The organism is Nocardia sp. NPDC004340 (assembly GCF_053602575.1).
In genome coordinates, this window is record NZ_JBSGDW010000005.1 from 454,296 (window position 1) to 476,980 (window position 22,685).

The following is a 22,685-nucleotide window of genomic DNA, read 5'->3' on the forward strand; positions in this document are numbered from 1 at the left end:
TCAGGCTCCGACTTCGACCGCGGTCAGCGCGTCGCCGACCAGGCCCGCGGCCAGGGTGTTGCCGCCCGCGGGGTCGATCAGCAGGAACGAGCCGGTGTGGCGGTTGACGCTGTAGTCGTCGGCCACGATCGGGTCGGCCACGCGCACCGAGATGCGGCCGATGTCGTTGAGCGACAGCGACTCCGGGTTCGGGTCGGCGGCCAGGTGCTGCTCGTCGAACCGCTCGATCAGCGCGCCGACGATGGCCTGCGTGGTGCGGGTGCCGTGCTTGAGCAGCAGGCGCGCGCCCGGGCGCAGCGGCTTGTCGCCGAGCCAGCAGACGGTGGCGTCGAAGGCGTCGATCGGCTCGGGAGCGCCCTCGGCGGCGGCGATCACGTCACCGCGCGAGACGTCCACGTCGTCGGCCAGCACCAGGGTGACGCTGCGGCCCGGCTGCGCCGAGGCGAGTTCACCGTTGGGGGTGTCGATGCGCTCGACCGTGGTGCGGGTGCCGGAGGGGAGCACCACGACCTCGTCGCCCTTGGACACCAGGCCCGCCGCGACCTGACCCGCGTAGCCGCGGTAGTCGGGGTATTCGGCGGTGCGGGGCCGGATCACGTACTGCACCGGGAAGCGCAGCCCGATCTCGTGGCGGCCGTGCACGTCCGCGTCCACCGGCACCGACTCCAGGTGCTCGATTAGCGAGGGCCCGTCGTAGTAGGGGGTGTTCTCCGAGCGCGAGGCGACATTGTCGCCGTGCAGAGCGGAGACCGGGATCTCCTGCACGTCCTCGGCGGCCCAGCCGAGTTTGGCGGCCAGCTCGTTGAATTCGGTCTTGATCTTGTCGAAGACGCCCGCCGGATCATCGACCAGGTCGATCTTGTTCACGGCCAGCACCAGCTTCGGCACGCCCAGCAGCGCCATGACGGCGGCGTGGCGGCGGGTCTGCTCGATGACGCCCTTGCGGGCGTCGACCAGCAGGATCACCAGCTGCGCCGTCGACGCGCCCGACACCGTGTTGCGGGTGTACTGGACGTGGCCCGGGGTGTCGGCGAGCACGAAAGACCGCTCGGGCGTGGCGAAGTAGCGGTACGCCACGTCGATGGTGATGCCCTGCTCGCGCTCGGCGCGCAGGCCGTCCACCAGCAGCGACAGGTCCGGAGTCGACAGACCCTTGTCGACCGACGCGCGGGTGACGGCGTCGATCTGGTCCGCGAGCACGGACTTCGTGTCGTACAGCAGCCGTCCGACCAGGGTGGACTTGCCGTCGTCGACCGATCCGGCGGTGGCCAGTCTCAACAGGTCGGACATCAGAAGTAACCCTCTCGCTTGCGGTCTTCCATGGCGGCCTCGGAGACACGGTCGTCGCCGCGGGTAGCGCCACGTTCGGTGAGCCGGGACGCGGCGACCTCGGCGAGGATCGCGTCATTGTCGGCGGCGTCGGAAATGATGGCGCCGGTGGTGGATCCGTCGCCGACGGTGCGGTAGCGCACCGACTTGACCAGCAGCTCCTCACCCTCGGCCGGACCGCCCCACACGCCGGGTGTCATCCACATGCCGTCGCGCTGGTACACCGGGCGCTCGTGGGCGTAGTAGATGCTGGCCAGCTCCACGTCCTCGCGGGCGATGTAGCGCCAGATGTCGAGCTCGGTCCAGTTGGAGATGGGGAACACGCGCACGTGCTCGCCCGGAGCGTGGCGGCCGTTGTACAGGTTCCACAGCTCGGGACGCTGACGCTTGGGGTCCCAGCGGCCGAAGGCGTCGCGCAGCGAGAAGATGCGCTCCTTGGCGCGCGAACGCTCCTCGTCGCGGCGGCCGCCACCGAAGACCGCGTCGAAGCGGTTCTCGTTGATGGCGTCCAGCAGCGGCACCGTCTGCAACGGGTTGCGGATGCCGTCGGGGCGCTCGGTCAGGCGGCCGTCGGCGAGGTAGTCCTCGACCGAGGCGACATGCAGTCGCAGGCCGTACTTCTCGACCACCTTGTCGCGGAACGCGAGGACCTCGGGCAGGTTGTGCCCGGTGTCCACGTGCAGCAGCGCGAACGGCAGCGGCGCCGGCCAGAAGGCCTTGATCGCCAGGTGCAGCAGGACGGTGGAGTCCTTGCCGCCGGAGAAGAGGATCACCGGCCGCTCGAATTCGCCTGCCACCTCACGGAAGATGTGGATGGACTCGGATTCGAGCGCGGCCAGGGTGTCGAATTCAGTCTCGAGTGAGGTCATGAGGCGTGCAACCCGCATTCGGTCTTGGCGAGCCCGGCCCAGCGGCCGGATCGCGCGTCGGATCCCGGTTCCGGCTTCCGCGTGCACGGAGCGCAACCGATGGAGGGATAGCCCTCTTCCACAAGGGGATTGACGAGAATGCCGTTGGCCTCGATGTAGGCCGCCATCTCGTCATCGGACCAGGCGGCGATCGGATTGATCTTCACCAGGCCGAAGCCCTCGTCGTAGGAGATGAGGGGTGCGTTGGCGCGAGTCGGCGCCTCCACTCGACGGATGCCGGTCACCCAGGCGTTGTATCCGACGAGGGACTTCTTCAGGGGGACCACCTTGCGCAGGCGGCAGCATTCGGCGGCGTCACGTGCGAACAGATCCTTGCCCAGCAGCTGATCCTGTTCGGCCACACTGTTTTCCGGCTGCACGTTCACGATGTTCACGCCGTACACCAGCTCGACCGCGTCACGGGTGCCGATGGTCTCGGCGAAGTGGTAGCCGGTGTCGAGGAACAGCACGTCCACGCCGGAGCGGACCTGCGAGGCCAGCTGCACCAGGACCGCGTCCTGCATGTTCGAGGCCACGATGTAGTTGGTGCCGAAGGTGTCCTCGGTCCACTGCAGCAGTTCCTGCGCGGTCGCGTTCGGGCCCAGCTCGGCATTGCCCTTGTCGACCAGGGCGCGCAGCTCGGACTCGGCGAGTTTCGTTGTGGTCATGGATGTTTCTCCCAACTACCGCAGGTCTGCTTCATCGGCACGGACAGCCCAGACGGCGAAACGCTCACCCTCGTCACGGTTCTTGACGAAGTTGCGCACCACGCGCTCGATGTAGTCGCCCAGTTCTTCGCTGGTGACCTTGTGCTGGCGCAACTTCCGGCCGAAGCCGGAGTCGAGTCCCAGGCTGCCTCCGAGGTGAACCTGGAAGCCCTCGATCTGATTCCCGTCACCGTCGTCGACGAGCTGGCCCTTGAAGCCGATGTCGGCGATCTGGGACCGGCCGCACGAGTTGGGGCAGCCGTTGATGTTGATCGTGATCGGGACGTCGAGCTGCGCGTTGATGTCCGCGAGCCGCTGCTCCAGCTCCGGCGCCAGCACCTGCGAGCGCTTGCGGGTCTCGGTGAACGACAGCTTGCAGAACTCGATGCCGCTGCACGCCAGCAGGTTCCGCCGCCAGATGGACGGACGGCCGTGCAGGCCCAGCGGTTCCAGCGCGTCGATCAGCTGCTCGACCTTGTCGTCGGGGACGTCGAGGACGATGAGCTTCTGGTAGGGGGTGAAACGCACCCGGTCCGAACCGACCGCCTCGACGGCGTCGGCGACCTGGGTCAGGATGGTGCCCGACACGCGACCGGCGATAGGGGAGAAGCCGATGGCGTTGAGGCCGTTGCGCAGCTTCTGCACACCGATGTGGTCGATCGGGCGCTCCGGCTGCACCGGCGCGGGGCCGTCGATCAGCTTGCGCTTGAGGTACTCGTCCTCGAGCACCTGACGGAACTTCTCCACACCCCAGTCCTTGACCAGGAACTTGAGGCGGGCCTTGGTGCGCAGGCGGCGGTAGCCGTAGTCGCGGAACAGCGAGACGACCGCTTCCCACACGTCCGGAACCTCGTCGAGCGGCACCCACGCGCCGAGGCGCTGGGCCAGCATCGGGTTGGTGGACAGGCCGCCGCCGACCCACAGGTCCAGGCCGGGCCCGTGCTCCGGATGCTCGACGCCCACGAAGGCGACGTCGTTGATCTCGTGGACCACGTCCTGCTGGCCGGAGATGGCGGTCTTGAACTTGCGCGGCAGGTTGGAGTATTCCTTCTTGCCGATGTAGCGCTTGACGATCTCGTCGATGGCCGGGGTCGGGTCGAGGATCTCGGTGAGCGACTCACCGGCCAGCGGCGAACCCAGCACGACACGCGGGCAGTCACCGCACGCCTCGGTGGTCTGCAGGCCGACCGCTTCGAGGCGACGCCAGATCTCCGGCACGTTCTCGATCTCGATCCAGTGGTACTGGACGTTCTCACGGTCCGACAGGTCGGCGGTGTCGCGGCCGAACTCGGTGGAGATGCCCGCGAGGGTGCGCAACTGGGCGAGGTTGAGCGCGCCCGCGTCGCACCGCACCCGCATCATGAAGTAGCGGGCCTCGAGCAGGTCGATGTTCTCGTCGCCGGTGTAGGTGCCGTCGTAGCCCTGCTCACGCTGGGTGTAGAGACCCCACCAGCGCATGCGGCCGCGCAGGTCGCTCTTGTCGATCGAGTCGAAACCCTGCTTCGAGTAGATGTTCTCGATGCGGGCGCGCACATTGAGCGGGTTGTCGTCCTTCTTGGACTGCTCGTTGGCGTTTAGCGGCTCGCGGTAGCCGAGCGCCCACTGGCCCTCCGACTTGCGCTTCACCGGACGGGCCGTGCGCTCACGCCGGACGGGCTGCGCCGAATCGGGCACAGTCTGCGGCGTATCGGAACTGGTGGCGTCGGTGCTCGACGTCATGGGGGTCGCTCCTGAAGGTCTTGCGGGCAGGCGGGAGGGGCTGGCTCACGCCTCCGATATCAGAGAACCGGCTCTATACGGCGTCAGGGAGACGCCGGATTCCGGGAGAATGGGAGCCGATCTACCGGAGGCTTCCGGACAGACAGCTCGCGCTGCAGACACGCTTGAAGTCGACATGGCGACGCGCCACGAGTCGTACTCCGAGTCCAGTCATGTGGCTTATTGTGCCACGTCAGAAGGGTCGTTCCGACTGCCGGATCGAATTTTCCGCAGTTTTCCGGGAAATCCCCTGGATACATTGTCCGATTTGTGACGGGCATCATAGATCAACACCGGGCAAACCACTTGGACGGTTGACCTGAACGATTCGGTGTGAATGCCTCGGTAATTCGGGACGAGTCTAGGACGCGCGATCGGCGTCGGCTTCGGTCAGGCGGGCCTTCGCGGCGGCGAGGCGGGCCAGCTCGTCACCCAGTTCCGGCGAGAACATCCAATCCGGCCGATCGATGAATCCGGCCGGTAGGTACTCCGAGCGGACGGCCGTCCGATAGCCCAGGTCCCGGGCCCAGCAGGCCAGGCCCAGCAGCGGCAGCGAGAACACGCCCTCGGGATCGTTGCGCCACACGTCGTTGTCGAAGAACGCCCGATGCCGCCGCAGCGCGTGGGTCAGCTCGCGGTCGAAGCCCTCCGAATCGCCGTCGGCCAGCCGGATGAACACCTCCACGGCCGGGCGGAACAGCAGGTCGGTGACGCCCTGCGCGCCCACGCGGCTGGTGGTGTCCAGCGCCCAGGCCGCCTCGTAGACGCTCTTCGGCCCGTACCGCCACGCGGTCTGCAGCAGACGCACCCACTCGTACTGGAAGTCGTCGAAGGCGTCGTCGCCGAACTCGCGCAGCCGGTCGATCGGATAGTCGACCAGCTCGGCCATGGCCTCGGCGTCGCGGGCGATGAGCGTCCACCAGAACGCCGCCCGCCAGCCCGCCACCTTGTCGTGCCGGTCGAAGCCGGATTCGATGCCGTCCGCGCGGAACCGGCGGGTCACCGTCTGCTCGGTCGAATGGGCGAAATACCAGGTCCGCGACCGCAGCGCCGCCGGATCCGGCAGCAGCATGGTGGCCAGCAGCACGCCGTCCATGGACCGCGAGAAGTTCGGCCCGTCCGGCCGCACCGGCCGCCGCGCCCGGTAGACCACCGGGGCCACCGACCCCTCGTCCACTTCCCTGATCGACTTGGCGTCGATCTCGTGCCGCGGCACCTCGATCATCGGCTCGTTCCCGTCCGCACCCGGACCAGCTCGCACCCGGCCCGCCGAAATCCCTTGGAATGTACCCGGATTCACCCGGTGCCGCCCGGCGGGAACGCGGCCGCCCCGCCCGGACCCGGGAGCGCCGCCGGACCGGCCGCCACCGGGTGCGCTGTGATGCGGGCAACCGGTCACACTGAACGGGTGACCTCGACTGCTCCCGAACAGACCACCGGCCCGGCCGCCGCGGACGATTCCGCCGCGCCCGTGCTGCGCGACTTCGGGGGCGGGCCGTTCGGGATCTACATCCACGTGCCGTTCTGCGCCACCCGCTGCGGATACTGCGACTTCAACACCTACACGGCGGGGGAGCTGGGCTCCTCGTCCTCGCCGCAGTCCTGGTTCGAGGCGCTGCGCGGCGAGCTGGCCACGGCGGCACGGGAATTCGACGCGCTGCCCTCCGCGACGCCGGCGGTCGAGACGGTGTTCGTGGGCGGCGGCACGCCGTCGCTGCTCGGCGGTGACGGCCTGGCCGGGGTGCTCGACGCGATCCGCGACAACTTCACCCTCGCGCCCGGCGCGGAGGTGACCACCGAGTCCAATCCGGAATCCACCTCGCCGGAGTTCTTCGAGCGGCTACGCGCGGCCGGGTACACCCGGATCTCGCTGGGCATGCAGTCGGCCGCCCAGCACGTGCTGAAGATCCTGGACCGCACCCACACGCCGGGCCGGGCGGTGGCGGCCGCGCGGGAGGCCCGCGCGGCGGGCTTCGACCACGTCAATCTGGACCTCATCTACGGCACCCCCGGCGAATCCGACGCCGATCTGGACGCCAGCCTCGACGCCGTGCTGTCCGCGGGCGTGGACCACGTCTCGGCCTACTCGCTGATCGTGGAGGACGGCACCGCGCTGGCCCGCCGCGTCCGCCGCGGCGAACTGCCCGCCCCCGACGACGACGTGCTGGCCGCCCGCTACGAACGCATCGACACCCGCCTGGCCGCGGCGGGCCTGCACTGGTACGAGGTCTCCAACTGGGCCGCCTCCGACGCGGGCCGCTGCCGCCACAACCTCGGCTACTGGGACGGCGGCGACTGGCTCGGCGCGGGCCCGGGCGCGCACAGCCACGTCGGCGGCACCCGCTGGTGGAACGTGAAACACCCTGCGCGCTACGCGGATCGGGTCACCACGGGTGCGCTGCCCGCGGCGGGCTGGGAGTCCCTCACCGACGAGGAGCGCTACACCGAGCGCGTCATGCTGACCGTGCGGCTGCGCACCGGTCTGCCGCTGGCCGATCTCGACGCGGACGGCCGGGCCGCCGCCGAGCGCGTGATCGCCGACGGTCTGGCCGAGCGGGCCGGCGACCATCTGATCCTCACCGACCGCGGCCGCCTGCTCGCCGACGGCGTCGTCCGCGCCCTGCTGACCTGAGCCGGACGGATTCGGCCAACCGCGAGTGAAACCGCCTGGTCGGGACTAAATTGTTCACCGGAGATTGCGCAGCACCGGTCAGGATCGACACCTTCGGCCCGAGGACATCTCATGGTGAAGCCACTGATGCGACCCGTCGAGCTCCCGAACAGCGCCCGTCCCCGACGCGTCGCGCGCGCGGCCTTCGGCGCGGCCGCGGCCCTGGCGCTCGCCGCCAGCCCGCTCACCGCCGGATCGGCCACCGCCGCTGACCTGCCCACCGTGGTGCTGGTGCACGGCGCCTTCGCCGACTCCTCCAGCTGGGACGGTGTCGCCGCGCGGCTGCGCGCGGACGGCTACCCCGTCGTGACGCCGGACAACCCGCTGCGTGGTCCCGCGTACGACGCGGCCGCGATCCAGCGCACCCTCGACGGCATCGCCGGTCCGATCGTGCTGGTCGGGCACTCCTACGGCGGCACCGTGATCAGCAATGTGCACGACCCCGACGTCGAATCCCTGGTCTACATCTCCGCTTTCGCGCCCGTGCAGGGCGAAGCCGCACTGCTGGAACTGAATCCGATCCAGTACCCGGGCTCGCAGCTCACCCTCGCGCTGCGGCTGAAGGCCGTCGACGACGCGCAGGGCATCGCGGGCAGGAACCTGGACGCCTACATCGACCCGGCCCGCTTCCCCGAGGTCTTCGCCCAGGACGTCGACCCGGCGATCGCCGCCGACATGGCCGCCCGCCAGCATTCGCTCGCCCTGTCCGCCAACCTCGAGGCCTCGGGCGCACCGTCGTGGGCCTCGACGCCGAGCTGGTACCTGGTGTCCACCGCCGACCGGGTGATTCCGCCCGCCTCCCAATGGGATATGGCCAAGCGCATGAACGCCCGCGTCTCCTCGATCGACGCCTCGCACGCCGGGCTGGTCTCGCACCCGGCCGACGTGGCGGCCATGGTGGAGGCCGCCGCCGGGCGGTGAGCGTGCGGGCGGTCATACGGCGAGCTGCGCGGCGCCCACTATCCTGGAGTGGATAATCCGGGAATTCCGTATGGCCGGCGCCGAGTGTCCCGCCGCGGAAGGCTCGGGGACGCGCCAGGCGTGCCCGAGGCGAGCGAGGAGGTGGGGCCATCATGTCGAGCACTGAACAGCGACGGCTCGAGGTCCTGCGGGCCATCGTCGCGGACTACATCGCGACCAAGGAGCCGATCGGGTCCAAGACCCTGGTGGAGCGCCACAATCTCGGCGTGTCCAGCGCGACGGTCCGCAACGACATGGCGGTGCTCGAGGCCGAGGGCTACATCGCCCAGCCGCACACCTCGTCCGGCCGCATCCCGACCGACAAGGGCTACCGGCAGTTCGTCGATCACATCTCCGAGGTGAAGCCGCTGTCCGGCCCGGAACGCCGGGCCATCATGGAATTCCTGGAGAGCGGCGTCGACCTCGACGACGTGCTGCGCCGCGGGGTCCGGCTGCTCGCGCAGCTGACCCGGCAGGTCGCCATGGTCCAGTACCCGACGGTGTCGGCGTCGACCGTGCGGCACATCGAGGTGGTCGCGCTCAATCCGGCGCGACTGCTGCTCGTGGTGATCACCGACACCGGCCGGGTCGATCAGCGCCTGGTCGATCTGGGCAACCTGATCAGCGACGAGGATCTGGCCGCGCTGCGCGGCATGCTCGGCATGGCGATGGAGGGCAAGCGCCTGGCCGCGGCCTCCGCGGCGGTGGCCGAACTGCCCGAGCACTCCCCGGGCAAGCTGCGCGACGTGCTGGTCCGGGTGTCCACCGTGCTGGTCGAGACCCTCGTCGAGCACGCGGAGGAACGCCTCGTGCTGGGCGGCACCGCCAACCTCACCCGCAATGCCTCCGACTTCCCCGGCAACGGTTTCCCCGGTTCCCTGCGCACCGTGCTGGAGGCGCTCGAGGAGCAGGTGATCGTGTTGAAGCTGCTGGCCGCGGCGCAGCAGCCGGGTACCGTGACGGTGCAGATCGGTGAGGAGACCAAGGTCGAGCAGATGCGCGGGACGGCCGTGGTGTCCACCGGTTACGGGCTGACCGGTACGGTGCTCGGAGGTATGGGGGTGCTGGGGCCGACCCGCATGGACTATCCGGGGACCATTGCCTCGGTGGCGGCCGTCGCCCGGTACATCGGTGAGGTGCTCGCCGAACGGTGAGCAAGCACGAGACGAAACAGGACTAGAGACGCACGTGGCACGGGACTATTACGCACTGCTCGGAGTCGCACGGGGTGCGACCGACCAGGAGATCAAGCGCGCCTACCGGAAGCTGGCCCGCGAACTGCATCCCGACGTGAATCCGGAGCCGGAGGCCCAGGAGAAGTTCCGCGAGGTCTCCACGGCCTACGAGGTGCTGTCGGACCCGGAGAAGCGGCGCATCGTCGACCTCGGCGGCGACCCGATGGAATCCGGCGGCGGCATGGGCGGCGGCTTCTCGGGCGCGGGCTTCGGCGGCCTCGGCGACGTCTTCGAGGCGTTCTTCGGCGGCATGAACGCCTCCGGCGGCACCCGCAAGCCGCGCGGCCGCGTGCAGCCGGGCGCGGATTCGCTGCTGCGGACCCGGCTTTCGCTGCAGGAGTGCGCGGTCGGCGTCACCAAGCACCTGACCGTCGACACCGCCATCCTCTGCGACCTGTGCCAGGGTTCGGGCACCAACGGCAACTCCAAGCCGGTGCGCTGTGAGACCTGTGGCGGCGCGGGCGAGGTGCAGACCGTGCAGCGGTCCTTCCTCGGCCAGGTCATGACCTCGCGTCCCTGCCCCACCTGCCGGGGCGCGGGCGAGACGATTCCGGACCCCTGCCGCAAGTGTGGTGGCGACGGCCGCGTGCGTTCGCGCCGCGAGATCGCCGCGCCGATCCCGGCCGGTGTGGCCAACGGCATGCGGGTGCGTCTCGCGGCCCAGGGCGAGGTCGGCCCGGGCGGCGGTCCCGCCGGCGATCTGTACGTGGAGATCGTGGAGCAGCCGCACGACACCTTCGTGCGCGACGGCGACGACCTGCACTGCACCATCCGGGTTCCCATGGTGGACGCGGCGCTGGGCACCACGGTCGTCATCGACACCATCCTCGACGGCCCGGTCGAGCTGACCATCCCGGCGGGCACCCAGCCCGGCGAGGCGTCGGTGCTGCGCGGCCACGGAATGCCCAAGCTGCGCGCCAACTCTCGCGGCGACCTGATCGCGCATCTCGACATCGTGGTGCCGACCAAGCTCGACGCCAAGCAGTCGGACCTGCTGCGCAAGTACAAGGGCATGCGGGCCAACGAGCACACCGAGGTGCTGTCGGCGCAGTCCGAGCACAACTCGGGCCTGTTCGCCCGGCTGCGCGCCTCCTTCAGCGGACGCTGATCCCTTGGCCGCCACCGTCTTCTACCTCGACGAGATCCCCGAACCGGGTGCGACCGCGGTGCTGGACGGCCCCGAGGGCCGCCACGCCGCGACGGTGCGCCGCATCCGGGTGGGGGAGCCGATCACGCTGTCCGACGGGCACGGGGTCCTCGCCGATTCGGAAGTGGTTGCGGCCCAGAAGGACCGCCTCGAGCTGAAGGTCCTGTCCAAGCGCGCGGCCGCGCCCTGGACCCCGCAGGTGACGGTGGTCCAGGCGCTGCCCAAGTCCGACCGTTCGGAACTGGCGGTCGAGCTGATGACCGAGGCGGGCGCCGACGCCATCGTCCCGTGGCAGGCGTTGCGCTGCGTCTCCAACTGGGAGTCCAAGGCCCGCAAGGGCGTCGAGAAGTGGCGCGCCGCCGCCAAGCAGGCCGCCCGCCAGTCGCGGCGCGCCTACATCCCGGATGTGGCGGAGCTGCACGGCACCAAGGATCTGCTCGAACTGGTGCGTTCGGCCAAGGCGCGGGGCGCGCTGGTGGCCGCCCTGCACGAGTCCGGTGAATCCCGTTTGACCGAAATGCCTTTCGACGGGGTGCCCGAGATCATCCTCATCGTCGGCCCCGAGGGCGGCCTGGACGACTCCGAGCTGAAGGCCCTCGCCGAGGCCGGAGCCGACATCGTGCTCCTCGGCCCCACGGTGCTGCGCACCTCCACCGCCGCGGCCGTCGCCCTGGGCGCGCTGGGCGCTCTCACCCCGCGCTGGTAGCGCTCGCCCCGCGTGCCGGCGCATCGATCCCGGCGGGTTCGCCACGGAATGGATTCGGCGCAGCGGCAGTTGCGTGTCAGCGGTGCGTTATGCCTGCTGGTAGCCGCTTATTCACTGGGCGGTGTCGGTGGGCGGCGGTAAACTTCTGTCAACGACGACGGCTTCGAGACCGGAAAGCAGGCCATAGCCACTTTTGAGAACACCAGGCGAAATCGGCGATCAGAGCACTTCCACTGCCCGCATCGGCGGTGTCGACGGTTCCGGACCGGCGGGGCGGACCGTTCGTTCGAGCATCGAATTGGCACCGGAATCGGTGTTCGGATTCCTGGGTTCGGCTGATGAGAACCTGCGTGAACTCGAGCGCCTCCTCGATGCCGACATCCACGTCCGCGGCAACTCCGTCACCCTGACCGGCAAACCGGCCGATGTGGCGCTGGCCGAGCGCGTGGTGGCCCAGCTGGTCGCGTTGACCGCACGCAACCGGGTGGTCACGCCCGAAGCGGTGCGGCACACCTACTCCATGCTCACCGAGGGTTCCTCGGACTCCCCGGCCGAGGTGCTCAGCCTGGACATCCTGTCCCGGCGCGGCAGGACCATCCGGCCCAAGACGCTGAACCAGAAGCGCTACGTCGACGCCATCGACGCGCACACCATCGTCTTCGGCGTCGGCCCGGCCGGTACCGGCAAGACCTACCTCGCCATGGCCAAGGCCGTGCAGGCGTTGCAGACCAAGCAGGTCAACCGCATCATCCTGACCCGGCCCGCGGTCGAGGCGGGCGAGCGGCTGGGCTTCCTGCCGGGCACGCTCAACGAGAAGATCGACCCGTATCTACGGCCGCTCTACGACGCCCTGCACGACATGATGGATCCCGAGGCGATCCCGAAGCTCATGCAGGCCGGGGTCATCGAGGTCGCGCCGCTGGCCTACATGCGCGGTCGCACGCTCAACGACTCGTTCATCATTCTGGACGAGGCGCAGAACACGACGGCCGAGCAGATGAAGATGTTCCTCACCCGACTGGGCTTCGGTTCCAAGATCGTGGTGACCGGTGACATCACCCAGGTCGACCTGCCGAACAACGCGCGGTCGGGTCTGCGCGCGGCCACGGAGATCCTGCACGGCATCGACGACATCCACATCGCCGAGCTCACCAGCGCCGATGTGGTCCGGCACCGCCTGGTCGGAGCGATCGTGGACGCCTACGACCGCTACGAGTCGGACACGCGACCGCCGGCGGCGGTGCACTATCCGGGCAATCGGGCGCAGCGACGTGCCGCGAGCCGGGGAGACCGGCACTGAACTCGACCACTACGCTGATCGGGTGAGTATCGAGATCGCCAACGAATCGGGTATCGAGGTATCCGAAGAAGAACTGGTCAGCGTCGCGCGGTTCGTCATCGCTCAGATGGACGTCCATCCGGCGGCCGAGCTGTCGATGGTGCTGGTCGATCTCGACACCATGGCGGATCTGCACATGCGCTGGATGGACCTACCGGGTCCGACCGACGTCATGTCGTTCCCCATGGACGAGCTGGAGCCGGGCGGGCGGCCCGATGCCGCCGAGCCCGGCCCCTCCATGCTCGGTGACATCGTGCTCTGCCCGGAGTTCGCGGCCCAGCAGGCCGAGAAGGCCGGGCACTCCATGGATCACGAGCTGGCGCTGCTGACCGTGCACGGCGTCCTGCACCTCCTCGGCTACGACCACGCCGAGCCGGAGGAGGAGAAGGAGATGTTCGCGTTGCAGGCCTCCCTGCTGGAGGGCTGGTACGAGAACGTGCGCCAGGAGATGCGCCGCGCCGAGCTGGCCGAGCGTGACCAGCGGCTGCTGGGCAAGACCGGATTCACCGACACCACCGGTGATCCGCTGGGCCCGGCGTGAATTCATTCGTTCTGCTGTTGCTGGCGATCGTCCTGGTCCCGGCCGGCGGGGTGTTCGCGGCGCTGGATTCGGCGCTGAACACCATTTCGCCCGCGCGCGTCGAGGATCTGGTGCGCGCGGAGCGGACCGGGGCGGCGCGGCTGGCGCGCATCATCGCGGATCGGCCGCGGTATGTGAATCTCATGGTGCTGCTGCGCCTTACGTGCGAGATCACGGCAACGGTGTTGCTGGCGGCCGTGCTGCTGGACTGGCTGGGCGAGGCGCCCGCGCTGCTGATCACCGCGGCGGTCATGGTGCTCGTCGACTATGTGGTGATCGGTGTCGGCCCGCGCACGCTGGGCCGTCAGCACGCCTATTCGCTGGCACTGGGCGCGTCGCTGCCGTTGCAGGCCATCGGCTCCCTGCTGGGCCCGGTCAGCCGCCTGCTCATCCTGATCGGTAACGCGATCACCCCCGGTAAGGGATTCCGCAACGGCCCCTTCGCCTCCGAGATCGAACTGCGCGAAGTGGTGGATCTGGCGGGCGAGCGCGGCGTCGTGGACGCCGACGAGGCGCGCATGATCCAGTCGGTGTTCGAACTCGACTCCACCCCGGCGCGCGAGGTCATGGTGCCGCGCACCGAGATGGTGTGGATCGAGGCGGACAAGACCGCGGCGCAGGCCATGTCGCTGGCGGTGCGGTCGGGCCATTCGCGGATTCCGGTGATCGGGGAGAACGTCGACGATGTTCTCGGCGTCGTCTACCTGAAAGATCTTGTCCCGTACGCGGATCGGAGCCGGAAGGTGAAGGTGCGCCAGGTCATGCGGCACGCCGTCTTCATCCCCGACTCCAAGCCCCTCGACGCGCTGCTCGACGAGATGCAGCGCCACCGCAACCATATGGCGGTGCTGGTCGACGAGTACGGCGGCATCGCGGGCCTGGTCACCATCGAGGACATTCTCGAGGAGATCGTGGGCGAGATCGCCGACGAGTACGACAAGGACGAGATCGCGCCGATCGAGCAGATCGGCGCCGGCAAGTTCCGGGTCTCGGCCCGGCTGCCCGTCGACGACCTGGGCGAACTGTTCGACATCGAGCTCGAGGAGGAGGACGTCGACACCGTCGGCGGCCTGCTCGCGCACGCCCTGGGCCGCGTCCCGCTGCCCGGCTCCAAGGCCGTCGTCCAGGGCCTGCAATTGAAGGGGGAGGGCGGGGCCGACGCGCGCGGCCGCATGCGGATCCACACGGTGGTGGTGCGCAGGGCACAGGAGAAGACGAGAACCGAACCGGCGGAACAGGAACCGGGCGGCGCACACGACGATGGAGAGGCCGATGACCGAGATGAACGCCGATGATTGAGCTCGACGCAGAGGACGGCAAGCTGCGGGTGCTCGCCCGCGGCGCGATGGGCCGCACCGGCGGCCGCGGCGGCGCGGCCGTGCGCGACACCGACGGCCGGACCTACGCGGCCGGGACGGTGGAGCTGACCGCGCTCCCGTTGACCGCGTTGCAGGCGGCCGTCGCGGCCGCGATCTCCAGTGGCGCGACCGGTTTCGAGGCGGCCGTGGTGGTGGCGGGCAAGCTGTCCGATCCCGGTGTCGCGGCGGTGCGCGAGGTATCGCCCACGGCGCGAATCATTTTCAGCGACGTCAAGGGCGCGGTGTTCGACGTGCTGGACGCCGACGACCACTACGGGGTGGAGAACCCCATCGCGGCGCAACGCCCCGAGGACAATGTCGCGGGCGCGCGCCAGGTCCCGGCGGGTTTCGACCTGGACACCGAATCGGAGGTCTTCGAATGAGCGGCAAGGGCGACGGCAAGGGCGAATTCCGTTCCGGCTTCGTGTGTTTCGTGGGACGGCCGAACACCGGCAAGTCCACGCTGACCAATGCCATGGTGGGGCAGAAGATCGCCATCACCTCCTCGCGGCCGCAGACCACCCGGCACACCATCCGCGGCATCGTGCACCGCGACCACGCGCAGCTGATCCTGGTCGACACTCCCGGTCTGCACCGGCCGCGCACCCTGCTCGGGCAGCGGCTCAACGACCTGGTGCGCGATACGTATTCGGAAGTCGACGTGATCGCGGTCTGCATTCCGGCCGACGAGAAGATCGGTCCCGGTGACCGCTGGATCGTCGAGCAGATCAAGACCATGGCGCCCAAGACCACCCTGCTGGGCGTGGTCACCAAGATCGACAAGGTGAGTCGCGACCAGGTCGCGCACCAGTTGATGGCGGTCTCCCAGCTGCTGGGCCCCGAGGCCGAGGTGGTTCCGGTGTCCGCGGTCAAGGGCGAGCAGGTCGAGGTGCTCATCGACGTCATCGCCTCGCAGATGCCCGAGGGCCCGGCCTTCTACCCGGACGGCGAGCTCACCGACGAGCCCGAGGAAGTCCTGATGGCCGAGCTCATTCGCGAGGCCGCCCTGGAGGGCGTGCGCGACGAGCTCCCGCACTCGCTCGCGGTGGTCATCGAGGAGGTCCTCGAACGCGAGGAGAACGACGACACCGAGACCGACGGCCGCCGCTCCGCCGAGGGCATGCTCGACGTGCACGCCCTGCTGTACGTGGAGCGCCCGAGCCAGAAGGCCATCATCATCGGCAAGGGCGGCGCCCGCCTCAAGGAGGTCGGCACCAACGCCCGCAAGCAGATCGAGCACATCCTCGGCACCCGCATCTACCTGCACCTGCACGTGAAGGTGGCCAAGGACTGGCAGCGCGACCCGAAGCAGCTGGGCAAGCTCGGCTTCTGACCCGCGTCCTGCGAATGGCACACCGATGAGGGAATCTTCCCTGCCCGGTGTGCCATTCGGCGTTTCTAGGACTGCGGCCACCACGGCGTCGGGCGGGTCTTGTACCACTGGAGTTCCGATTCCAGCTGGGCCGCAACCGAAACCAGCAGCTCCTCGGAGTTGGCGGGACCCATCAGCTGGGAGCCGACCGGGAGCCCGTCGGCGGTGAAACCGGAGGGGATGTTCACCGCCGGCCAGCCCAGCACGTTCCACGGCCAGGTGTAGGGGCAGGCGGCGGTGATGAGTTCGTCGGTGGCCCAGGAGCCGATGCCGTCGATCTCGCGGACGCCCGGGGGCGGGGTGGCGGTGGTGGGGGCCAGCACCAGGTCGAAGTCGTCGAAGATGCGGCCGGTCTGCTTGCGCAGCAACGGTTCCGCCGCGCGGGCGGCGAACAGCAGCGGGGACAGCAGGCGGCCGACGGTGGCGTTGTGGTGGGTGCGCGGGTCGACCTGGGCGCCGGGCAGCCGGTCGAGGGCCTCGCGGATACCGACCATGGAGCGCGGCAGGAAGGTCGCGCCCATCAGTACGCCGTAGTGCACGTCGGCGACGGTGACCTGGTGGCCGAGGCGGCGCAGGGTCGCGGCGGTGGCGTGCACCCGCGCCTCGACCTCGCGATCGAGCGCGGTCTTGGTGGCGGTGAACGGGATGCGCAGCGACAGCGCGATGCGCAGGCGGCCCGGATCCCGGCCGACCGCGTCGGAGACGCGCAGCGCGGGCGGGGTGTGCAGGTCGCCGGCATGCGGTCCGGCGGCGGCGTCGAGCAGTAGCGCGGCGTCGGCGACGGTGCGGGCGAGCGGGCCGTTCACGGTGAGCCCGTAGAAGGCTTCGGGCAGCGGCCAGGTCGAGATGCGGCCGCGCTGGGGCTTGATGCCGACCAGGTTGTTCCAGGCGGCGGGAATGCGGACCGAGCCCGCGCCGTCGGAACCCAGTGCGGCGGGCACCAATCCGGCCGCGACGGCCGCCGCGGAACCGCCCGACGAACCGCCGGGGGTGTGGCCCGCGCTCCACGGATTCGTGGTGTGCCCGAAGGCGTCTCCGCTGGTGAACGGCAGCTGGCCGAGCTCACAGGTATTGGTCTTGCCGACGATCACCGCGCCCGCCGCCCGCAATCGGCGCACCGCTTCGGCGTCCTCGGTCGCGGCCGGGAAGTCGCCGCCGCAGCCGAAAGCCGTTGGCGTGCCGGTCAGGTCGGTGTCGTCCTTGATGGCGAGCGGCACCCCGAGCAGCGGTTCCCGTTGTCCGGCGGCGAGTTTGCGGTCCGCCTCGGCGGCTTCGGCGAGGGCCTCGGCCCGGCGCACGATCCGGAAGGCGTTCAATGCCCCTTGGCTCGCCTCGATGCGATCCAGGACGGCCGTGGTCGCCTCGACCGATGTGATCGTGCCCGCCGCCAGAGCCGCCGCGAGTTCCGCCAGCCCGAATTCGCCGACCGCCGCCAATGTCATGTGAATCCCGTCTCGTTGTACCGGGGAGTAACATAGCGCGACTTTGGTCACACGTCCAACAGGTGGCGTTGTGAAAGACCGTCCCCGGCCTTACCGATCTCCACGCTGCTCGTCCGAGGGGGTACCGCTGTCCGGCCCACCCCTCCGGGGCCGGACAGCGGTACAGATGCGGGTCGCCCGCCCGGGGATGCGCAGCGATCGGGGCGCGGACGGCACGGCCGCCCAGCGGGATCCGGCGGCGGGAGTCTGGCGCGTCATGGAGTCCTCCGATGGGTGCGTCCGAATGCTCTGCCTTGCGGGTTTCAGCCTGGTTTCAGTCGCCAATCGCGGGCCAACGAACTTCTAACCGCGCCCGCCGCGGATACACGCCGCGACTCGTCACCGCCCGGTCGGTCCCGCGTGCGAGACTGTTGCGGTGCGGTTGTATCGGGATCATGCGGTGGTGTTGCGCCAGCACAAGCTGGGCGAGGCGGACCGTATCGTCACGCTCCTGACCCGCCAGCACGGTCTGGTGCGCGCGGTAGCCCGGGGTGTGCGGCGCACGCGCTCCAAGTTCGGCGCCCGCCTGGAACCGTTCGCCTACGTCGACATCCAGCTCCATCCCGGCCGCAATCTCGACACCGTCACCCAGGTGCACACGGTCGAGACCTTCGCCGCCGACATCGTCGCCGACTACGGCCGCTACACCACCGCCTGCGCGGTCCTCGAAACCGCCGAACGCCTCGCGGGCGAGGAGGGCGCGCCCGCCGCCCGTCTGCACACCCTCACCGCGGGCGCCCTGCGCGCCATCGCCCTGGGCCACCGCCCGCACGAACTGATCCTCGACGCGTTCCTGTTGCGCGCCATGGGTTTCGCAGGATGGGCCCCCGCCCTCGACGACTGTGCCCGATGCGCCACCCCCGGCCCGCACCGCGCCTTCCACGTGGCGGCCGGCGGCGCGGTCTGCGTGCACTGCCGCCCGCCCGGCGCGGCCACCCCGATGCTCGGCGTCCTCGACCACATGAGCGCTCTCAATCGCGGCGACTGGTCCGGCGTCGACGCCGTCTCCGACGCCATGCGCCGCCAGGCCAGCGGCCTCATCGCCGCCCACCTGCAATGGCATCTGGAACGCCAGCTCCGCACCCTCCCGCTCATCGAGCGCACCCGCCCCCACGAGGCCGCCGACCGCACCGAAGCCGCCATCGGCTGACCGGTCGGACACCCGCTGGTCCGGCGCCGGAATTCGGAGAACGAGTGTCGGCGGTGTGGAGGTCCGGTGTGAATCCAGTGGGCGGCGTCCGGCGCTGTGGCGCGTCGGGCAGGATGGGGGCGTGATCGGGAACCGGAAGTCATCGACTGAGCAGCGTGTTGTGCGGCCGCCGTCGCCGCATCCGTCGGGGGCGAAGCCGCCGGCGATTCCCGCGGAGTTCGTGCCCAGGCATGTGGCGCTGGTGATGGACGGGAACGGGCGGTGGGCGCAGGAGCGCGGGCTGCCGCGCACCGCGGGACACGAGCGCGGCGAGGCGGTGCTCATGGACACCGTCGAGGGCTGCATCGAGATGGGCGTGAAGTGGCTGTCGGCGTACGCGTTCTCCACCGAGAACTGGCGGCGCAGCCCGGACGAGGTCCGCTTCCTGATGGGCTTCAACCGCGATGTGATCCGCCGCCGCCGCGACGAGATGCACGAGATGGGTGTGCGGGTGCGGTGGGCCGGGCGGCGACCGCGCCTGTGGCGCAGCGTGATCAAGGAATTGGAAGTCGCGCAGGAGCTCACCAAGGACAATACGGTGATGACCCTGACCATGTGCGTCAACTACGGCGGCCGCGCCGAGATAGCCGACGCCGCACGGGAAATCGCGCGCCGGGTGGCCGCGGGGGAGCTGGATCCGGAGAAGGTCACCGAGGCCACCGTCGCCCAATACCTGGACGAGCCCGATATGCCGGACGTGGACCTGTTCCTGCGCCCGTCGGGTGAGCTGCGCAGCTCCAACTTCCTGATCTGGCAGGCTGCGTACGCCGAATTCGTGTTCCAGGAAACGCTTTTCCCCGATTTCGATCGCCGCAATCTCTGGGAGGCCTGCCTGGAGTACGCCAAGCGTGACCGCCGTTTCGGAGGTGTGAAGTGACCGATCAGCTCACTCCCTCGGAGGTATTGCAGGACCGCGCCCGTGCGCTGCTGCTGCGCTACGGCGTGGAGGTGCGCGAGGAGGAGGGCGCCCTCGGTTTCGAATACGAGGGCGCGCTGTGCTCGCTGCGCGGGGTGAACCTGTCGCCGGGCCTGGATGTGCTGGCGCTCATGTGCATTCTGGCCTGGGACCGTCCGGTGAAGCCGCAGCTGCACAAGCGGGTCGCCGAGCGCAATGCCGCGCTCCAGTTCGGCACGCTGACCGTGGTGTCGCGCGACAAGCTGGCGGATGTGATCCTGCGCTACACCTTCCCGGCCGCCGGGCTGGAGGACGAGCCGCTGGCCACCCTGCTGCTGTTGACGCTCTCCGGTGCGGGTCGCGCCCGCCAGGGTCTGCTGCCCTGACGGGGGTCGCCGCCCGGGATCGGTTCAGGCCCGGGCGGTTTCGGGTTCCCCGGCGGCGTCGCGATAGCCGGGCAGGATCTCGGTGATGCCGCGTGCGAAGGTGTCGGGATCGGCGTCGCCGAGAATGAGATGCTGCAGGATGATCCCGGGCAGCAGCCCCAGGAAGATCTTGGCGATGGCGTCGGTGTCGGCGTCCGGCGGGAACCAGCCCGCGTCGCGCATGCGATTGGCGTAGTCGAACCACAGGCGGCGGAAGCCGAGGATGTTGGTGCGCACGTAATCGGCGATATTGGCGTCGGTGAGCGCCAGCGCCCAGGCCTGGGGGATGACGCGCACGGGCCCGCCGGGGGCGCTGAGCCTGACGATGTCCTCGCTCATCAGCCGGACCAGGGCGGGCGGCGTGGGTAGCGGGTCGCTGTAGACGGCTTCGGAGAGAGCGGCGCGCAGGTCGACGGTGGCTTCGGTGGCGAGGGCCTCGATGATGTCGTTCTTGGATTTGAAGTAGCGGTAGACCGCTCCGGCGGAGAGCCCGGATTCGGCGAAGACGTCCTGCATGGTGGTGGCGTGCAGGCCTTTGCGGGCGAAGCAGGTCTGTGCGGCGTCGAGAATCTGTTGTCTGCGGCGTTCCAGGTGTGCATCGCTGACTCTGGGCATGCGCCCAAATTAAAACGAATATTCGTTCTCAACAAGCTGACAATGCCATGTCAGCCCTGTCCCATCCGTTGCGAATTTGTGTGGGCCAGGCGGGATTCCGGCTGGTCAGCCCTTCGCGGCGCAGCATTCGCGGCAGGTGCCGAAGATTTCCATGGTGTGGCTGATATCGGTGAATCCGTGCTCGGCGGCGATCGAGTCGGCCCACGCTTCCACGGTGGGGCCCTCCACCTCGACGGTGCTGCCGCAGCGGCGGCAGACCAGGTGATGGTGGTGTCCGCTTGAGCACTGCCGGTACACCGATTCGCCGGTGTCGGTGCGCAGCACGTCGACCATTCCGGCGTCGGCCAGCGATTGCAGGGTCCGGTAGACCGTGGTCAGGCCGATGCCCTCACCGCGTTTGCGGAGTTCGTCGTGCAGTTCCTGCGCGGAACGGAATTCGTCGATGTCGGCCAGCAGAGCGGCGATGGCGCTGCGCTGGCGGGTGCTGCGAACCCCGACCGTCTTCTCGGTTGTTCCCACGGGTCACCCTTCCTCTGCGTGCGCGACCGCGTCGATGACGATGTGCGCGAGATGCTCGTCGACCAGTTCGTAGATGACCTCGCGCCCGGTGCGCTCACCGCGCACCACCCCCGCGGATTTCAGGATCCGCAGGTGCTGACTGATCAGCGGCTGGGTCACTCCGAGGGTATCGACGAGCTCGTGCACACAGCGCGGCGACTCCCGCAGCTGCAGCACGATGGCGATGCGCACCGGCGCCGCGAGGGCGCGCAACAGTTCCCCGGCGGAGTCGAGAATGGTGCGCGACGGCACCACCGGCGGCTGCGGTGACCGGTACGGATACTCGTCGTGGGGGATCGCGGCCGGAGCCTCGGTCGCGACGTGCGAGCGCCGCAGAGGCGCACCGCTGTCCGTGGTCATCGAACCAACTCCTTATTGGAAACCGATGCCATTCTTATATGCACGGGTACGCATGTCAAACATGAAGTCGGCGCGTCGCCTCAGCAGTTGCCATCTTGTGGCATCGGCGTGGACCGATCGAAGTAGTACTCGGGCCGATGCTTGTCGGGTGCGCCGCCGAACGACGGCGGATTGCCGTAGTTGGGGGCCAGATACCCCTTCTTTCCCAGGAAGCAGTTGACCGGATACGCGAAGCCCTGGACGTCGCCGATCCACATGCCCTGCGATCCGCCGTCGTAGGTCGGGTCCTCGACCCAGTCGTACTCGACCACCCGCCGCACCATCGCGACGATGTCGTATGCCCCGTACCCGGTGCGGTCCGGCGGCGTGAACGCGTACGCCACCGAGTAATCGGTGCGAATCGCCAACTCGCCCTTGCCGTTCAGCCCCACCGTCATGGACCCTTCGACCCGCGGCGAGACCGGCAGCAGTCGATACCCGGGCGCCAGCTTCTCGGTCAGCCACCAGGTGTCCGCCGCGTTCCCGGACTTCAGCTTCGGCCGGATGTCCTCGACCTGGTGGGTGGCCAGCAGGGCCAGCACCGGTTCGGCGTCCTGGGTTTCGAGCACGTGCTGATCCAGCCGGGCGGTGACGATCAGCTGTTTGACGCGATCGGTGGCCGCGGTCACGGTCGCGGCCGAGTAGCGACCGACCGGCGCGGCGGCGGGCGGCTGGATTCCGGCCGCGCCTTCGGACCAGGCGGCGGTCGGGGTGTTGGCGAACGGGTGGCCCAGGTCCACGGGCGCGGTCGTGGCGATCGTCGAACTCGCATCGTCCGCCGGGCGGGCCTGGAGACGATTGAGCAGAACGGCGCCGCCGAGCAGTGTCACCGCCACGATCGCGAGCGCCACCGTGTACTTGCTCCCGTACGTTCGCATGGCCCCACCCCTGTGCTGTTGTGGATCGCGCACGCCCGCGTGCCGACCGGTGTCCTCGTTCCAATATGGCCGGTTGTGATCAGGGCTGCATCCCCTGCTTGTGGGGGCAGTGGGTGCAAAGTCGGTTGCTCGCGGCAGATAGTCTGGACCTAATCCTTTGCAATCTTCCGGACAC

Annotated in this window: 22 protein-coding genes and 1 pseudogene; 13 read left to right on the forward strand and 10 right to left on the reverse strand. The window is 69.3% G+C overall.

The features are described from left to right. The 5 genes from ACWEOI_RS23160 to ACWEOI_RS23180 form a co-directional block, all read right to left on the reverse strand. Complete coding sequence (locus ACWEOI_RS23160) at positions 1 to 1,290, reverse strand: GTP-binding protein (protein WP_433667135.1); 1,290 nt, start codon at positions 1,288 to 1,290, stop codon at positions 1 to 3. After that, positions 1,290 to 2,216: a sulfate adenylyltransferase subunit CysD gene (gene cysD, locus ACWEOI_RS23165; protein ID WP_357086249.1), complete on the reverse strand. Its 927-nt coding sequence runs from the start codon at positions 2,214 to 2,216 to the stop codon at positions 1,290 to 1,292. Before cysD ends, ACWEOI_RS23160 begins: the two co-directional genes overlap by 1 nt. Then, positions 2,195 to 2,905, reverse strand: a complete 711-nt coding sequence (locus ACWEOI_RS23170; protein WP_452360964.1) for a phosphoadenylyl-sulfate reductase — start codon at positions 2,903 to 2,905, stop codon at positions 2,195 to 2,197. The genes cysD and ACWEOI_RS23170 overlap by 22 nt, the downstream gene beginning before the upstream one ends. A gap of 15 nt (positions 2,906 to 2,920) precedes the next feature. Then, the gene (locus tag ACWEOI_RS23175; RefSeq protein ID WP_433667133.1) at positions 2,921 to 4,663 is read right to left on the reverse strand and encodes a nitrite/sulfite reductase; all 1,743 of its coding nucleotides are present in this window, start codon (positions 4,661 to 4,663) and stop codon (positions 2,921 to 2,923) included. A 400-nt stretch (positions 4,664 to 5,063) separates the two neighbouring features. Further along, positions 5,064 to 5,927 (reverse strand): immunity 49 family protein, encoded by an 864-nt coding sequence (locus ACWEOI_RS23180; RefSeq protein ID WP_387306821.1) that lies wholly within the window; start codon positions 5,925 to 5,927, stop codon positions 5,064 to 5,066. Between the two features lie 156 nt (positions 5,928 to 6,083). Between ACWEOI_RS23180 and hemW the strand changes: the two genes are divergently transcribed. From hemW to era, 10 genes and pseudogenes are all read left to right on the forward strand, one after another. Continuing rightward, entirely contained in the window at positions 6,084 to 7,334 is a 1,251-nt protein-coding gene (gene hemW / locus ACWEOI_RS23185) for a radical SAM family heme chaperone HemW (protein ID WP_433667132.1), read from the forward strand. A 126-nt stretch (positions 7,335 to 7,460) separates the two neighbouring features. After that, positions 7,461 to 8,294 carry an alpha/beta fold hydrolase gene (locus ACWEOI_RS23190; RefSeq protein WP_452361067.1) on the forward strand — a complete coding sequence of 278 codons (834 nt, stop codon included), beginning with the start codon at positions 7,461 to 7,463 and terminating at the stop codon, positions 8,292 to 8,294. Positions 8,295 to 8,446: 152 nt separating this feature from the next. Then, entirely contained in the window at positions 8,447 to 9,487 is a 1,041-nt protein-coding gene (gene hrcA, locus ACWEOI_RS23195; protein WP_433667130.1) for a heat-inducible transcriptional repressor HrcA, read from the forward strand. A 34-nt stretch (positions 9,488 to 9,521) separates the two neighbouring features. Next, entirely contained in the window at positions 9,522 to 10,676 is a 1,155-nt protein-coding gene (gene dnaJ / locus ACWEOI_RS23200) for a molecular chaperone DnaJ (RefSeq protein WP_357086237.1), read from the forward strand. A gap of 4 nt (positions 10,677 to 10,680) precedes the next feature. Then, the gene (locus ACWEOI_RS23205) at positions 10,681 to 11,421 is read left to right on the forward strand and encodes a 16S rRNA (uracil(1498)-N(3))-methyltransferase (protein ID WP_452360965.1); all 741 of its coding nucleotides are present in this window, start codon (positions 10,681 to 10,683) and stop codon (positions 11,419 to 11,421) included. 241 nt (positions 11,422 to 11,662) lie between these two features. Next, positions 11,663 to 12,721, forward strand: a complete 1,059-nt coding sequence (locus tag ACWEOI_RS23210; protein WP_357087308.1) for a PhoH family protein — start codon at positions 11,663 to 11,665, stop codon at positions 12,719 to 12,721. Positions 12,722 to 12,743: 22 nt separating this feature from the next. Beyond that, complete coding sequence (gene ybeY, locus ACWEOI_RS23215; protein ID WP_354835462.1) at positions 12,744 to 13,301, forward strand: rRNA maturation RNase YbeY; 558 nt, start codon at positions 12,744 to 12,746, stop codon at positions 13,299 to 13,301. Beyond that, positions 13,298 to 14,635 carry a hemolysin family protein gene (locus ACWEOI_RS23220; protein WP_452360966.1) on the forward strand — a complete coding sequence of 446 codons (1,338 nt, stop codon included), beginning with the start codon at positions 13,298 to 13,300 and terminating at the stop codon, positions 14,633 to 14,635. The genes ybeY and ACWEOI_RS23220 overlap by 4 nt, the downstream gene beginning before the upstream one ends. Next, positions 14,632 to 14,949 (forward strand): annotated as a pseudogene (locus ACWEOI_RS23225) (cytidine deaminase); the annotation flags it as partial. The gene ACWEOI_RS23220 and the pseudogene ACWEOI_RS23225, both read left to right, overlap by 4 nt. Before the next feature lie 128 nt (positions 14,950 to 15,077). Continuing rightward, positions 15,078 to 16,031 carry a GTPase Era gene (era, locus tag ACWEOI_RS23230; protein ID WP_357086231.1) on the forward strand — a complete coding sequence of 318 codons (954 nt, stop codon included), beginning with the start codon at positions 15,078 to 15,080 and terminating at the stop codon, positions 16,029 to 16,031. A 65-nt stretch (positions 16,032 to 16,096) separates the two neighbouring features. Here the strand turns inward: era and ACWEOI_RS23235 are convergent, their stop codons facing one another. After that, a complete protein-coding gene (locus tag ACWEOI_RS23235) occupies positions 16,097 to 17,512 on the reverse strand; it encodes an amidase (RefSeq protein ID WP_452360967.1) in 1,416 nt (471 codons plus the stop codon). Positions 17,513 to 17,927: 415 nt separating this feature from the next. On the opposite strand from ACWEOI_RS23235, the gene recO reads away from it, so the two are divergent. The 3 genes from recO (at position 17,928) to ACWEOI_RS23250 (ending at position 20,021) form a co-directional block, all read left to right on the forward strand. Next, a complete protein-coding gene (gene recO / locus ACWEOI_RS23240) occupies positions 17,928 to 18,701 on the forward strand; it encodes a DNA repair protein RecO (RefSeq protein ID WP_452360968.1) in 774 nt (257 codons plus the stop codon). A gap of 121 nt (positions 18,702 to 18,822) precedes the next feature. After that, positions 18,823 to 19,617 (forward strand): isoprenyl transferase, encoded by a 795-nt coding sequence (locus tag ACWEOI_RS23245; RefSeq protein WP_357278592.1) that lies wholly within the window; start codon positions 18,823 to 18,825, stop codon positions 19,615 to 19,617. Further along, a complete protein-coding gene (locus ACWEOI_RS23250; protein WP_433667125.1) occupies positions 19,614 to 20,021 on the forward strand; it encodes a hypothetical protein in 408 nt (135 codons plus the stop codon). The genes ACWEOI_RS23245 and ACWEOI_RS23250 overlap by 4 nt, the downstream gene beginning before the upstream one ends. A 24-nt stretch (positions 20,022 to 20,045) precedes the next feature. Here the strand turns inward: ACWEOI_RS23250 and ACWEOI_RS23255 are convergent, their stop codons facing one another. From ACWEOI_RS23255 to ACWEOI_RS23270, 4 genes are all read right to left on the reverse strand, one after another. Beyond that, entirely contained in the window at positions 20,046 to 20,675 is a 630-nt protein-coding gene (locus tag ACWEOI_RS23255) for a TetR/AcrR family transcriptional regulator (RefSeq protein ID WP_452360969.1), read from the reverse strand. 105 nt (positions 20,676 to 20,780) lie between these two features. Beyond that, entirely contained in the window at positions 20,781 to 21,194 is a 414-nt protein-coding gene (locus ACWEOI_RS23260; RefSeq protein WP_379094962.1) for a Fur family transcriptional regulator, read from the reverse strand. 3 nt (positions 21,195 to 21,197) lie between these two features. After that, positions 21,198 to 21,593, reverse strand: coding sequence for an ArsR/SmtB family transcription factor (locus ACWEOI_RS23265; protein ID WP_213560109.1), 396 nt, complete (start codon positions 21,591 to 21,593; stop codon positions 21,198 to 21,200). A gap of 80 nt (positions 21,594 to 21,673) precedes the next feature. Then, entirely contained in the window at positions 21,674 to 22,510 is an 837-nt protein-coding gene (locus ACWEOI_RS23270; protein WP_452360970.1) for a hypothetical protein, read from the reverse strand. Positions 22,511 to 22,685 lie beyond the last annotated feature (175 nt).